The following is a 13918-nucleotide window of genomic DNA, read 5'->3' as shown; positions in this document are numbered from 1 at the left end:
TCTGGCTCGTCGTGTCCGCGCCCCGCCCCACCCTCGACCGCAGCCCGAGCCTTCGCGATCTCGCGCTGCTCGTCGACGCAACCCTCACCCCGCAGACCGAGGCCGGCGGCTCCTCCCCGGCGGTCAGGGGAGTGACGCTGGACTCCCGGTCGGTGCGTCCGGGTGACCTGTATGCCGCCCTGCCGGGCGAGCGTGCCCACGGCGCCGACTTCGCGGCGCAGGCGGTCGCCTCCGGCGCCGTCGCCATGCTCACCGACCCCGACGGTGCCCAGCGCGTGGACGCCGCGGGATCCGCCGTCCCCGTGCTCGTCGTCGACTCGCCCCGAGCCGTCCTCGGTGCCGTCGCGGCCGAGGTCTACGGCACCGGTCGCACGCCGCTCACGATGGTCGGCATCACGGGCACCAACGGCAAGACCACCACGGCATACCTCGTCGCGAGTGCGCTCGAGGCGCTTGGTCACCGCACGGGGCTCATCGGGACGGTCGAGACGCGCATCGGCGGTGAGCGCATCAAGAGCGTCCGGACCACCCCCGAGGCGCCGGACCTGCACGCCATCCTCGCCGTCATGGCCGAGCGCGACACCGACACCTGCGTCATGGAGGTGTCGAGCCACGCGCTGAGCCAGCACCGCGTCGACGGCGTCGTCTACGACCTCGCCCTCTTCACGAACCTCTCGCAGGACCACCTCGACTTCCACTCCGACATGGAGGACTACTTCGCCGCCAAGGCCGACCTCTTCACGCCGGAACGGGCTCGCCGCGCGCTCATCTGCGTCGATGACACCTGGGGTCGCCGGCTGGCCGAGGAGACCACCATCGACCGCACGACGTTGGCCACCGGGCCGGGGAAGGACGCCGACTGGACCGTGGCCGTCGACGAGACCGACCCGGCGCGGTTCACGTTGCGCGGCAACGACATCGAGCTCGACCTGCGTTCGGCGCTGCCCGGAGCCTTCAACGTCACGAACACAGCGATGGCGGCCGCCGCGCTGCTGCTCCTCGGGGAAGACACCGCTGCGGTGAGCAACGCGATCCTCACCGACCCCCACGTCCCGGGGCGGATGGAGCGGGTGCCCGGCGACGAGGACGTCCTCGCCGTCGTCGACTACGCGCACACCCCCGATGCGGTCGAGGCGGCCCTCGCCGCTCTGCGGCCCACGACGACGGGCCGACTCGTCGTCGTCCTCGGGGCCGGCGGGGACCGCGACCGGGGCAAGCGCCAGGGCATGGGCCGGGCCGCTGCCGGCATCGCCGACGTCGTCGTGGTCACCGACGACAACCCGCGCACCGAGGACCCGGCGGCCATTCGTGCGGCCATCGTCGAAGGAGCCCGGGAGGTCGACAGCGAGGCCGCCATCGTCGAGGTCGACGGTCGCCGCGCCGCCATCCGCGAGGCCGTCCGGCTCGCCCGTGCGGGTGGGGAGGGCTCGACGGTCGCCGTCGTCGGCAAGGGCCACGAGACCGGGCAGGAGGTCGGCGGGGTCACCCATCCCTTCGACGACCGTGACGAGCTGCGCGCCGCGCTCACCGACACGCGCGAGGTGACGTCGTGATCCCGTTGTCGCTGAAGGAGATCGCCGACCTCACCGGCGGTACCGTCCACGCCTCACCCACCACGGGTGCGGACGTCGTCGTCACCGGTCCGGTCGTCACGGACTCGCGTGAGGCGCAGGCCGGCAGCCTCTACGTCGCCCGGGTCGGCGAGACCGCGGACGGCCACGACTTCGTCGCCGGGGCAGCGGCCGCCGGCGCCGTCGCGGCGCTCACCTCGCGACCCGTCACCGAGCTGCCGTGCGTCGTCGTCGAGGACGTCCAGGAGGCGTTCGCGACGGTCGCGCGGGCCGTCGTTGACCGGGCCCGGGACCTCACCGTCGTCGGCATCACCGGCTCCTCCGGCAAGACGACGACCAAGGACCTGCTCGGCACGGTCCTGTCCGCCCTGGCCCCGACCATCGCTCCCGTCGGCTCCTACAACTCCGAGGTCGGCGTTCCACTCACCGTGACCCGCATCGACGAGGGCACACGCTTCCTCGTCGTCGAGATGGGGGCCCGCGGCATCGGGCACATCGCCTACCTCACCCGTATCGCGCCACCGCGCATCGCCGTCGTCCTCAACGTCGGCACCGCCCATGTCGGTGAGTTCGGCTCGCGCGAGGCGATCGCCGTGGCCAAGGGCGAGCTCGTCGAGGCACTGACCGAGGACGGCCTCGCCGTCCTCAACGCGGACGACCCGGTGGTCCGGTCCATGGCGGGGCGGACGTCGGCCCGGGTGATCCTCGTCGGTGAGTCCGAGGACGCGCAGGTGCGGGCGCAGGACGTCACCGTCGGCTCCGACGGTCGGGCGAGGTTCCGCGTCGAGACCCCGGCGGGCAACCGTGACGTCGCGATGACTCTCGTGGGGCGTCATCACGTCGGCAACGCCCTGGCCGTCCTCGCCGTGGCCCTCGAGTGCGGGATGGGTCTCGACGACGCCGTCCGGGAGATCGGTGCCGCCGGAGTCGTGAGCCGCTGGCGCATGGAGGTCACCGAGCTCGCCGACGGCATCACGGTGGTCAACGACGCCTACAACGCCAACCCCGACTCGATGCTCGCCGCCCTCGCGGCGCTCGAGTCGATGGGCTCCGGCCGCCGCACCTGGGCCGTCCTCGGGTCGATGCTCGAGCTCGGGCAGGAGTCCGACGACGCCCACGCCGGCGTGGGTCGGGAGGCGCAGCGGCGCGGCGTCGACGAACTGGTCGTCGTCGGTGAGGTCGCTCGGCCCATGTCCGAGATCGCCGCCGTCCCCGGCACGACCGTGCGCTGGGTGCCGGACGCCGCGGCCGCCGAGGAGCTGCTGCGGGCAGAACTCGCCGCAGGTGACGTCGTGTTGTTCAAGTCGAGCCGTGACGCGGGGCTACGGTGGCTCGGAGACCGAGTCATCGAGAGTTCAACTTCCACCACGACCACCGAGGAGGGCACAGCGTGAAGGGCGTCCTCGTCGCCGCCGTCGTGAGCCTCGTCGTCGCGCTCTTCGGCACCCCGATGTACATCAAGGTGCTCGTGAAGCGCGGCTACGGCCAGTTCATCCGCGACGACGGCCCGACCTCGCACCACACGAAGCGCGGCACGCCCACGATGGGCGGCGCGGTCATCGTCGGCGCGACCCTCACGGCATACGCCGCAGCCCACCTCCTCTTCTGGTCGACCCCGAGCTGGAGCGGTCTGCTCGTCCTGTTCCTCATGAGCGGTCTCGGTCTCGTCGGCTTCCTCGACGACTACATCAAGATCAGCAAGCAGCGCAGCCTCGGCCTGCGGTCCAAGGAGAAGCTCTTCGGGCAGACCCTCGTCGCCACCGTCTTCGCGGTGCTCGCCCTGCAGATGCCCAACGACGCCGGTCGCACCCCCGCGTCGACGAAGGTGTCCTTCGTGCGCGAGACCAACATCGACCTCGCCTTCGCCGGGACGATCGCCGGCATCCTGCTCTTCGTTCTCTTCGCGAACCTCATCATCGCCGGGACGAGCAACGGCGTGAACCTCACCGACGGGCTCGACGGGCTCGCGACCGGGGCGTCGGTGATGACCTTCGCGGCCTACGTCCTCATCGGGATCTGGCAGTTCAACCAGAACTGCCAGACCAACCCCGGCGTGAAGTGCTACGAGGTGCGCGACCCGCTCGACCTCGCCATCGTCGCGGCCGCCCTCATGGGTGCCTGCTTCGGCTTCCTCTGGTGGAACGGCTCGCCCGCGAAGATCTTCATGGGCGACACCGGCTCGCTCGCCCTGGGTGGAGCATTGGCGGGGCTGGCCATCGTCACCCGGACCGAGTTCCTCGTCGTCATCATCGGCGGGCTCTTCGTCACCATCACGCTGTCGGTGATCATCCAGGTCGCGTCGTTCAAGACCACGGGCAAGCGGGTCTTCCGGATGGCCCCGCTGCAGCACCACTTCGAGCTGCTCGGGTGGCAGGAGGTCACGATCGTCATCCGCTTCTGGATCATCGCCGGACTCTTCGTCGCGCTCGGTCTGGGCATCTTCTACGCCGAGTGGGTCGCAGGCGTCTGATGAGCACCCACGACGCGAACCCTGACCCGAGCGACCGTTCGAGCGACCAGCGCGAGCGCCTCGACGGCCTGACGCACCGCGAGGCCGACTGGGCCGGCCTGCGCGTCCTCGTCGCCGGCCTCGGCGTGAGCGGCTTCGCCGCGGCCGATGCCCTCCTCGAGAGAGGGGCGCACGTCCTCGTCGTCGACGCCTCGTCGCCGGAGGACTCGCCCGCGCTCGCCGAGCGCGCGCGGATCCTCGAGATCCTCGACGCCGAGCTGCGCTTCGGTCCCGAGCACGTGAGCCGTATGCCGTCCGAGCCGGTCGACCTCGTCGTCACCTCCCCGGGGTGGCCGCCGACCCAGCCGCTCCTCGCCGGCGCCGCAACCGCCGGCGTGCCCATCTGGGGCGAGGTCGAGCTCGCGTGGCGGATGCGCCCTCTCGAGGGTGCGGCACCCTGGCTGACGATCACCGGCACCAACGGCAAGACGACGACCGTGCAGATGCTCGCGTCCATCCTGCAGGCAGCGGGGGAGCGCGCCACCAGTGCGGGCAACGTCGGCACCCCGATCCTCGAGGCGATCATGGACCCGCAGCCCTTCGACGCCATCGCCGTCGAGCTGTCGAGCTTCCAGCTGCACTGGTCCGACTCGATCCGGCCGCAGGCCTCGGTCTGCCTCAACATCGCCCCGGACCATGTCGACTGGCACGGCTCCTACGAGGAGTACGTCGCGGCCAAGGGCAAGATCTACCAGGGCACCGAGATCGCCTGCGTCTACAACGTCGAGGACCCCCAGACCGAACGCCTCGTCGAGGACGCCGAGGTCCAGGAAGGCTGCCGTGCGATCGGGTTCACCCTCGGGACCCCGGCGCCATCGATGGTCGGTCTGGTCGATGACGTCCTCGCCGACCGGGCCTTCGTCGAGCAGCGTCGTCATGCCGCGGCTGAGCTCGCCACCCTCGCCGACCTTCGCGGCGACGCGCCCGACGTTGCCCCGCATCTCGTCGCCGACGCCCTCGCGGCGGCTGCACTGGCCCGCGCCCACGGTGTCCCCACCCGAGCCGTGGCGGCGGGCCTGCGCGCCTTCCGGCCCGACGCCCATCGCATGGCCGAGGTCGCCACGGTCGGCGACGTGCGGTGGGTCGACGACTCCAAGGCGACCAACCCCCACGCCGCAGCGGCGTCACTCACGGCATACGAGCACGTCGTCTGGGTGGCCGGCGGGCTCCTCAAGGGCGCCGACGTCGACGACCTCGTCCGCGACGCGGCGCCGCGGCTGCGCGGTGTCGTGCTCCTCGGCCGCGACCGGGCCCAGATCGCCCAGGCGCTTGCCCGACACGCCCCCGATGTCCCCGTCATCGACCTCCCCGACACGGACACTGGAGCCATGGACCAGGTCGTTGCGCAGGCCGCGACGCTCGCCCAGCCGGGTGACGTCGTGCTCCTCGCACCCGCGGCGGCCTCCATGGACATGTTCGACAACTACGGTGCGCGCGGAGACGCCTTCGCAGAGGCGGTGCTCCGCCGAGCGGCCACGGGGGAGTGATCCAGTGAGCAGCACGACCGGCCCCCTCAAGGGTGCGGCGACGAGGGCCCGCGCCCTCACCGACACCCCCGCATGGCTGCAGCGGCTTGACCGTCCGGTCACGACGTACTACGTCCTCGCCGGTGTCGCGACGACCCTCGTGACGTTCGGGCTCGTCATGGTCCTGTCGGCCTCGGTCGTCACCTCGCTGAACCGCACGAACTCCGGGTCGGCGTACTCGATCTTCCTCAACCAGCTCGTGTTCGCGGTCATCGGCACCGTCGCTCTCGTCGTGGCCTCCAGGCTCTCGGTGCCCACGTGGAAGAAGCTCGCCCTGCCGGTCATGGTCGTCGGCCTGGTGCTCCAGGCGCTCGTCTTCACCGGCCTCGGCTTCGACGTCAAGGGCAACCGCAACTGGCTCGACCTCCAGGTCTTCACGGTGCAGCCGTCCGAGCTGCTGAAGGTGGGCCTCGCCCTGAGCGGCGGGCTCGTCCTCGCGGCCAAGCGCAAGCACTTGCACCAGGTGGGGCACGCCCTCGTGCCCTACGTCTTCCCCATCGCGCTCGTCGCCGTCGGACTCGTCCTCCTCGGCCACGACCTCGGGACGGTGCTGATCCTCCTCGCCATCGTCGGCGGGGTGCTCTTCACCGCAGGTGTGCCGGGGCGCTGGTTCGCGGCGTCGGCGCTGCTCTTCGCCACCGTCGCGGTCTCCTTCGTGGTGACGAGCCCGAACCGGTTGGCGCGCTTCGACGTCTGGCTCGGCAACGACACCGACCCGTTCGGCGCTGCCCGCCAGAGCATCCAGGGCCGCTACGCCCTCGCCGACGGCGGCTGGCTCGGCCTCGGCCTGGGTGGGTCCCGGGAGAAGTGGCAGTGGCTCGCGGAGTCGCACAACGACTTCATCTTCGCGATCATCGGCGAGGAGCTCGGGCTGCTCGGCACGATCACCGTCCTCGGCCTCTTCCTCATCCTGGCGTTCGCGTGCTACCGGCTCGTGATGCGGACGTCCGACCCCTTCGTGCGGATCGCCACCGCCGGCATCATGTGCTGGATCGTCGTCCAGGCCATGGTCAACGTCGGCGCAGTCATCGGCCTGCTCCCGGTGATCGGCGTGCCCTTGCCGTTCGTGTCCTCGGGTGGGTCCTCACTCGTCACGACGATGTTCGCGGTCGGCATCCTGTTGTCCTTCGCCCGGGCCGAACCCGGTTGTGCCGCAGCGCTGTCCGGCCGCCCCTCGATCCTGCGGCGCTCCATCGCCGTGCTGCCGAAGCCGTGGTCCCGGTGAGCGAAGGTCCCGGTGGTTCCATCGGCTCGGTCGTGCTCGCAGGCGGCGGCACGGCCGGGCACGTCTCGCCGCTGCTCGCCCTCGCGGACTGCCTGCGTCGGCGTGAGCCCGACGTGCGGATCACCGCGCTGGGCACCGAGACCGGGCTCGAGGCTCGCCTTGTGCCTGCTCGTGGCTACGACCTCGAGGTCGTGCCCAAGGTGCCCATGCCCCGGCGTCCGAGCGGCGACCTGCTCCGGCTCCCACGCAACCTGCGCTCGGCCGTCGACGCCGCGGACCGGGTCATCTCCGACTCCGGCGCCCGCGTCGTCGTCGGCTTCGGTGGCTACGTCGCGACGCCCGCGTACCTCGCGGCGCGGCGACGCGGCATACCCGTCGTCATCCACGAGCAGAACGCCCGCCCGGGGCTCGCGAACCGGCTCGGCGCGCGGTTCGCGAAGCACGTCGCGGTGACCTTCCCCGACACCCCGCTCCCACGCGCGACCGTCACGGGTATGCCGTTGCGTCGCGAGATCGCGACGCTCGATCGGCGTGCGCGCCGCGCCGAGGCGCTCGCGGCCTTCGGGCTCGAGGGCCTGTGGCCCACCGTCCTCGTGACCGGGGGCTCGCTGGGTGCCCAGCGCATCAACGAGGCGTTCCACGGCGCGTCGACGGCACTGCGCGAGGCGGGGGTGCAGGTCCTGCACGTGACGGGCGCGGGCAAGGACTTCGTCGTCGAGGAAGGCAGCGGCGCCCCCTACGTCGTCGTGCCCTACGCCGACCGCATGGAGCTCGCGTATGCCGCCGCCGACGTCGTCGTCGCGCGTTCGGGTGCCAACACGGTGTGTGAGCTCACGGCCGTCGGGCTGCCCGCGGCCTACGTGCCCCTGCCGATCGGCAACGGCGAGCAGAGTCTCAATGCGCGCACGGTCGTCGACGCGGGGGGCGGCATCCTCGTCGATGACGCCCAGTTCACCGCGGGCTGGGTCGAGTCGACGCTCGTGCCGTTGCTGCGCGACTCTGAGCGCCTCTCGGACATGGCCAGGGCGGCTGCCTCGGTGGGCGAGCGTGACGGTGACGAGCTCCTCGCCGACCTCGTCGTCGACGCCGCTTCCGGAAGGGCCTGAGGATGGCGGCAGCGGCGCCCCGGTTCGACTTCACGACCGAGGTCCCCGGGCTCGGTTCCCTCGGCCGGGTCCACTTCATCGCCATCGGTGGCGCGGGCATGTCCGCCGTGGCGCGCATCATGCTCGCGCGCGGTGTCACGGTGAGCGGTTCGGACGCCAAGCAGAGCCCCACCCTGGACGCCCTGCGCGATCTCGGTGCACGGGCCTTCGTCGGTCACGACGCACGCCACGTCACGGACGTCGACACGGTCGTCATCTCGTCGGCGATCCCCGAGACCAACGTCGAGTTGCGCGCCGCACGCGACGCGAATCTCCTTGTGCTGCACCGGTCCCAAGGTCTCGCGGCGACGATGGGAGACACCCGCCGCGCGGCCGTGGCCGGTGCGAACGGCAAGACGACGACGACGTCGATGCTCACCGTGGCGCTCCAGTCAGCGGGGCTCGACCCGTCGTTCGCCTCCGGTGGCGAGCTGACCGGGCAGGGGACCAACGCCGCGTGGACCGGGGGAGAGATCTTCGTGGTCGAGGCCGACGAGAGCGACGGCTCCTTCCTCACCTACCGCCCCGAGGTTGCGGTCGTGACCAACGTCCAGCCGGACCACCTTGACTTCTACGGCACGTTCGAGGGGGTGCAGGAGGCGTATGCCGCCTTCGCGGCGACGATCGTGCCCGGTGGTCTCCTCGTTGCTTGCGCCGACGACGAGGGGTCGGCCCGGCTCGCCGGCGCGGCGGCTGCCAAGGGCATCCGCACCCTCACCTACGGCTTCGCCGAGTCCGCCGACCTCCGGCTCAGTGAGCACCGGGCCGACGACGCCGGGCTGGGGACGACAACCGTCCTGCGGCTGCGCGGCGGTGAGGCCCGCACTCTCGCCCTGCCCATCCCGGGTGTGCACAACGCTCTCAACGCCGCGGCTGCGTTCCTCGCGGCGACCGAGGGCTTCGGTGCGGACCCGGTGTCGGTCCTCGACGGCTTGGCCGGCTCGCTCGGCGCGCGTCGACGCTTCGAGGTGCGCGGTGAGGTTCGCGGCGTCACCGTGGTCGACGACTACGCCCACAACGCCGGCAAGGTCACCGCCGTCGTCGCGACCGCGGCCGAGCTGGCGCGCCGTCGCGGGGGTCGGCTCCATGTCGCGTTCCAGCCGCACCTCTACTCGCGCACGCGCGACTTCGCCTCCGGTTTCGCCGCTGGGCTGGCCCCGGCCGACACCGTCATCCTGCTCGACATCTACGGCGCTCGGGAGGAGCCGATGGAAGGCGTCACGAGCGAGCTCGTCGCGGCCCCGCTGCGCGAGCTGCCGGGGGAGCGGACCATCACGGTCGGTGGTTCGTTCCCGGAGGCCGCCGCCGCTCTCGCGGACGTGGCGGCGCACGGCGACCTCGTCCTCGTCGTGGGGGCCGGTGACGTCACCGATCTGGCCGATGACGTGCTGCGTGCCCTGGAGGCGCGATGAGCGCCCGTGGCAACGCCGGTCCCGGCCGCGGAGCACGTCCCTCGCGGGGCCCGGCGCGCCCCTCAGGGGCTGGCCCGGTGCGACCCTCGGGGGCTGGCCCGGTGCGACCCTCGGGGACTGCGCGGTCGGGCTACGGCGCCGCCGACCCGAGGTTCCGGGAGCGCGCGCTGCAGAACCGTCGCAGGCCGTGGCGACGCCTGCTGTGGGCCCTGGTCGGACTGGCCGCCCTCGCGGGAGTGGCGTGGGTCGCCCTGTTCAGTCCGGTCCTCGCCGTGCGCGAGGTCGAGGTCTCCGGCGTCCGCGGAGCCGATGCCACGGCGGTCGAGTCGTTGGTCGACGTCCCCGACGGGACCCCCCTCGCGCGGGTCGATGTCGACGCCGTCGAGGAGCGGGTCCGCACACGGCGCACCATCGCCGAGGTCTCGGTCGAGCGCGGCTGGCCGTCGACGCTGCGCGTCAACGTGGTGCCCCGCAAGGCCGCCCTCGTGCTCAAGAACCCTCAGGGTCAACTTGAGGTTGTGGACGCGACCGGGGTCGCGTTCGGCACCGTGCGCACCGCGCCGGCCGGGGTGCCGGTCGTGACCGCCGCCTCGACGAAGGGCATGAGCCGCGACTCGCTCGAGGCTGCATTGTCGCTGATCGGCGCCCTGCCGCAGGATCTCGCCTCGCAGGTGACGGCGATCCAGGTGAGCAGTGCCAACCTCGTGACGTTCACCCTCGGTGGCGTCAAGGTGGTGTGGGGCGGAGCCGACGCGCCGGACCGCAAGGTCGAGATCCTGCGGGCGCTGCTCGCGACCAAGCCCGAGCTCATCGACGTCAGCGCACCGGAGACTCCGGTCTCGCGATGAGGTCGCCTTTCGGCCTCACTCTCGACATCAGGCCGATGGTGCAGATGGGGGTGGTGTGACCCATGGGGCACAGGTGGGGCAGAATCGGCGAGCCGGGCTGCGACACGCCCATGACCTCGTTGCATGACGGCGTGCTGACGCCTAGCGTCTCTGCATCCGGGTCGTGACCAAACTGTGACTCTTGACTCGAGGTCGAGGCTTCGCACCGGATGCACGGACGCAATGAACCACACGCAGCAACCAGGAGAGGCCCACGCCGTGGCAACACCGCAGAACTACTTGGCCGTCATCAAGGTCGTCGGCATCGGTGGGGGTGGTGTCAACGCCATCAACCGGATGATCGAGGTCGGCCTCAAGGGCGTCGAGTTCATCGCGATCAACACCGACGCCCAGGCCCTGCTCATGAGTGACGCCGACGTCAAGCTCGACGTCGGCCGTGAGCTCACCCGCGGTCTCGGTGCCGGAGCCGACCCCGAGGTCGGCAAGAAGGCCGCCGAGGACCACGCCGAGGAGATCGAGGAGGTCCTCAAGGGGGCCGACATGGTCTTCGTCACCGCCGGCGAAGGCGGCGGCACCGGCACCGGTGGTGCTCCGGTCGTCGCGCGCATCGCCAAGGGCCTCGGCGCCCTGACCATCGGTGTCGTGACCCGCCCGTTCACCTTCGAGGGGCGCCGCCGCGCCAACCAGGCCGAGTCCGGTATCGGCAACCTGCGCGAAGAGGTCGACACCCTCATCGTCATCCCCAACGACCGGCTCCTGTCGATCAGCGACCGCGCCGTGTCGATGCTCGACGCGTTCCGCAGCGCCGACCAGGTCCTGCTCTCCGGTGTCCAGGGCATCACCGACCTCATCACGACCCCGGGCCTGATCAACCTCGACTTCGCCGACGTCAAGTCGGTCATGCAGGGCGCCGGCTCGGCGCTCATGGGCATCGGCTCGGCCCGCGGTGAGGACCGCGCCGTGCAGGCCGCCGAGCTCGCCATCAGCAGCCCCCTGCTGGAAGCCAGCATCGACGGCGCCCACGGCGTCCTGCTCTCCATCCAGGGCGGCAGCGACCTGGGTCTGTTCGAGATCAACGAGGCTGCACGGCTCGTCCAGGAGGCGGCTCACCCGGAGGCGAACATCATCTTCGGCGCCGTCATCGACGACGCCCTGGGCGACGAGGTCCGGGTGACCGTCATCGCCGCCGGCTTCGACGGCGGCGTCCCGGTCAAGCGACCCGACGAGCGAGGCATCGGCAGCATCCAGGGCCCGAGCCGCAGCCAGCAGGCGCAGCAGCAACAGCAGTCCGGCCAGCCGCAGTCGGCCGGTGCGTCGGCCCAGGGCCAGGGTGGCGCACAGCAGGCCCAGCCCGGTCAGGGACAGGTGCCGGCTCAGCGTCCCGGCGACGGTGCCGGCCAGCGCCCGAGTGCCGAGCCCTCGGCTCGTCCGGCACAGGCCGAGCCCCGTCAGGCTCCTGCTCCGCAGCAGCCTGCCCGTCAGCCAGAGCCGGCGCAGCGCGGCACGGAGCCGGAGCAGCAGCGCCCGGCGCCGCCGCGCACGGTGACCTTCGACGACGGCGACGACCTGGACGTGCCCGACTTCCTCAAGTGAGGCGTCAGGCGACCAGCTGAGCGAAGGGCGACCGGTGCGACCGGTCGCCCTTCGCCACGTCTACGGTGGTGTGGTGTTCTTCTGGCGCAGTGACACGAGCACTCTCCGTCGTGGCTTCACCGACCGCTTCGGCGGGGTGAGCGAGGAGCCGTATGCCGGCCTCAACCTTGGCGGGCACGTGGGCGACACCGCGGAAGCTGTGGGGGAGAACAGGATTCGCGTCGCTCGCGAGCTGGGGGTCGGGCTCGAGCGGCTCGTCTTCATGGACCAGTGCCACGGCGCCGACGTCGCGGTCGTCACCGAGAAGCCAGACGGCCAGCTCGTCGTCGACGGCGTCGTGACGGCCGAGCCCGGGCTGGCGCTCGGCGTGCTCGTGGCGGACTGCACGCCCGTCCTGCTCGCCGATGAGGCGGCCGGAGTCATCGGGGCGGTTCATGCGGGGCGCCCGGGTATGACGAAAGGCGTTGTGCCGCAGGCCATCTCGGTCATGCGGGATCTCGGTGCCACGCGGATCTCGGCGGCGGTCGGCCCCAGCGTCTGTGGCCGCTGCTACGAGGTGCCCGCGCAGATGCGCGACGAGGCGGCCGCAGTGGCCCCCGAATCCGTCACGGTGTCGTGGACGGGGACGCCCGCGATCGACGTCGCGGCGGGCGTGGTCGCGCAGCTGCGTGCCCATGGCGTCGACGACGTGGAATGGGTTCCCGGATGCGCCAGGGAGGACGAGGCCCTCTACTCCTACCGGCGCGACGGGACGACGGGACGGTTCGCCGGCGTGATCGTGCGGAGCGAGTCGTGACCGTGCGCCGCGACGAGCTCGCGGCCCGTCTCGACGAGGTTCGAGCCCGCATCGCCGATGCGGCACGGGCGTCGGGCCGCGACCCGCGGGAGGTCGAGCTCGTCGTCGTGACCAAGCGATTCCCGGCCTCGGACGCGGACCTGCTCGCAGAGCTCGGCGTGACGCACATCGGGGAGAACAAGGACCAGGAGGCTGCCGCGAAGGTGGCCGAGCTGGCTCACCGTGACGCCCTCACGGTGCACTTCGTCGGACAGCTCCAGTCCAACAAGGCGGCCCACGTCGCGTCCTACGCCGACGTCGTCCAGAGCCTCGACCGACCCAAGCTGGTCGGCGCACTCGACCGCGCGGCCCAGCGCCACGGACGCACGCTCGACGTCCTCGTGCAGGTCGGGCTCGACGAGGGCGGGGAGGACGCCGCCGCCGGGGTCGCGGGACGCGGAGGGGTCGCGCCCGAGGAGGCTGCTCGGTTGTCCGACCTCGTCGCCTCGGCCGAGGCACTGCGACTGCGGGGAGTGATGGGGGTGGCGCCCCGCGACGGTGACCCACGACCCGCTTTCGCGCGCCTGCGCGAGGTCGCGGACGGCATACGGGCGGACCACTCCGACGCGACCTGGCTGTCCGCGGGGATGAGCGGGGACCTCGAGGCTGCCGTGGCCGAAGGTGCGACACACCTGCGTGTCGGCACGGCAATACTCGGAACTCGCGCGTCACTTGGGTAACTTCAATCCCGAAGAACTGGCCACCCGGGCCGCCGATTCGCACTAGGAGTACTCATGGCTGGCGCGCTGCGCAAGACGATGGTCTACCTCGGGCTGGCCGAGGACGAGGGCCGGTACTACGACGAGGCCTACGACGAGTACGACACCGACGAGGCCTACGACACCGACGAGCCGCGCGAGCGTGAGCGCAGCGCGGAGGTGACCCCGCTCAACCGGCGCAGTGTCGCCCAGGTCGTCCGCACCCCCGAGGCGACCGGCGTCTCGCGGATCACGACGATCCACCCGCGCACGTACAACGAGGCCAAGACGATCGGCGAGAACTTCCGCGAGGGCACCCCGGTGATCATGAACCTCACCGACATGGACGACGCGGACGCCAAGCGGCTCGTCGACTTCGCGGCCGGTCTCGTCTTCGGTCTGCACGGAGCCATCGAGCGCGTGACGAGCAAGGTCTTCCTCCTGTCGCCGTCGACCGTCGAGGTCAATGCCGAGGAGGCCACGGCCGCACCGGGCCGCACCCTCTTCAACCAGAGCTGACGCGGCCCCCCTCAGCCGCATCACAGCCGGCTCGCGC

The 13918-nt window shown here is 71.6% G+C and carries 12 protein-coding genes; all 12 read left to right on the top strand.

The window, feature by feature from the left end; translation table 11 throughout:
- The first annotated feature begins 11 nt into the window (after window positions 1-11).
- The gene (locus BCF74_RS12015) at window positions 12-1553 is read left to right on the top strand and encodes a UDP-N-acetylmuramoyl-L-alanyl-D-glutamate--2,6-diaminopimelate ligase (RefSeq protein WP_106298197.1); all 1542 of its coding nucleotides are present in this window, start codon (window positions 12-14) and stop codon (window positions 1551-1553) included.
- Window positions 1550-2965, top strand: a complete 1416-nt coding sequence (locus tag BCF74_RS12010) for a UDP-N-acetylmuramoyl-tripeptide--D-alanyl-D-alanine ligase (RefSeq protein WP_106298196.1) — start codon at window positions 1550-1552, stop codon at window positions 2963-2965. Before BCF74_RS12015 ends, BCF74_RS12010 begins: the two co-directional genes overlap by 4 nt.
- The gene (gene mraY / locus BCF74_RS12005; RefSeq protein ID WP_106298195.1) at window positions 2962-4041 is read left to right on the top strand and encodes a phospho-N-acetylmuramoyl-pentapeptide-transferase; all 1080 of its coding nucleotides are present in this window, start codon (window positions 2962-2964) and stop codon (window positions 4039-4041) included. The genes BCF74_RS12010 and mraY overlap by 4 nt, the downstream gene beginning before the upstream one ends.
- Entirely contained in the window at window positions 4041-5567 is a 1527-nt protein-coding gene (gene murD / locus BCF74_RS12000) for a UDP-N-acetylmuramoyl-L-alanine--D-glutamate ligase (RefSeq protein WP_106298194.1), read from the top strand. Before mraY ends, murD begins: the two co-directional genes overlap by 1 nt.
- Window positions 5568-5571: 4 nt before the next feature.
- Window positions 5572-6831 (top strand): putative lipid II flippase FtsW, encoded by a 1260-nt coding sequence (ftsW, locus tag BCF74_RS11995; RefSeq protein WP_106298193.1) that lies wholly within the window; start codon window positions 5572-5574, stop codon window positions 6829-6831.
- Window positions 6828-7937 carry an undecaprenyldiphospho-muramoylpentapeptide beta-N-acetylglucosaminyltransferase gene (murG, locus tag BCF74_RS11990; RefSeq protein ID WP_245889327.1) on the top strand — a complete coding sequence of 370 codons (1110 nt, stop codon included), beginning with the start codon at window positions 6828-6830 and terminating at the stop codon, window positions 7935-7937. Before ftsW ends, murG begins: the two co-directional genes overlap by 4 nt.
- A 2-nt stretch (window positions 7938-7939) precedes the next feature.
- The gene (gene murC / locus BCF74_RS11985; protein WP_106298192.1) at window positions 7940-9388 is read left to right on the top strand and encodes a UDP-N-acetylmuramate--L-alanine ligase; all 1449 of its coding nucleotides are present in this window, start codon (window positions 7940-7942) and stop codon (window positions 9386-9388) included.
- A gap of 101 nt (window positions 9389-9489) precedes the next feature.
- Complete coding sequence (locus BCF74_RS11980; RefSeq protein WP_245889326.1) at window positions 9490-10236, top strand: cell division protein FtsQ/DivIB; 747 nt, start codon at window positions 9490-9492, stop codon at window positions 10234-10236.
- A gap of 258 nt (window positions 10237-10494) precedes the next feature.
- Window positions 10495-11829, top strand: coding sequence for a cell division protein FtsZ (gene ftsZ / locus BCF74_RS11975; RefSeq protein ID WP_106298190.1), 1335 nt, complete (start codon window positions 10495-10497; stop codon window positions 11827-11829).
- 73 nt (window positions 11830-11902) lie between these two features.
- Entirely contained in the window at window positions 11903-12625 is a 723-nt protein-coding gene (gene pgeF, locus BCF74_RS11970; protein WP_106298233.1) for a peptidoglycan editing factor PgeF, read from the top strand.
- Window positions 12622-13344 (top strand): YggS family pyridoxal phosphate-dependent enzyme, encoded by a 723-nt coding sequence (locus BCF74_RS11965; RefSeq protein WP_245889325.1) that lies wholly within the window; start codon window positions 12622-12624, stop codon window positions 13342-13344. The genes pgeF and BCF74_RS11965 overlap by 4 nt, the downstream gene beginning before the upstream one ends.
- Window positions 13345-13398: 54 nt before the next feature.
- Window positions 13399-13881 carry a cell division protein SepF gene (locus BCF74_RS11960; RefSeq protein WP_106298188.1) on the top strand — a complete coding sequence of 161 codons (483 nt, stop codon included), beginning with the start codon at window positions 13399-13401 and terminating at the stop codon, window positions 13879-13881.
- Window positions 13882-13918: the final 37 nt, after the last annotated feature.

The organism is Knoellia remsis (genome assembly GCF_003002895.1).
GTDB lineage: Bacteria > Actinomycetota > Actinomycetes > Actinomycetales > Dermatophilaceae > Knoellia > Knoellia remsis.
Note: the sequence above shows the minus strand (reverse complement) of the source record. Positions and strands in the feature narration are given on the sequence as shown.

Bases quoted from the DNA above. Each gene is read 5' to 3' on its own strand.
- murD (WP_106298194.1), top strand. From the start codon at position 4,041: ATGAGCACCCACGACGCGAACCCTGACCCGAGCGACCGTTCGAGCGAC.
- murC (WP_106298192.1), top strand. From the start codon at position 7,940: ATGGCGGCAGCGGCGCCCCGGTTCGACTTCACGACCGAGGTCCCCGGG.
- BCF74_RS11960 (WP_106298188.1), top strand. From the start codon at position 13,399: ATGGCTGGCGCGCTGCGCAAGACGATGGTCTACCTCGGGCTGGCCGAG.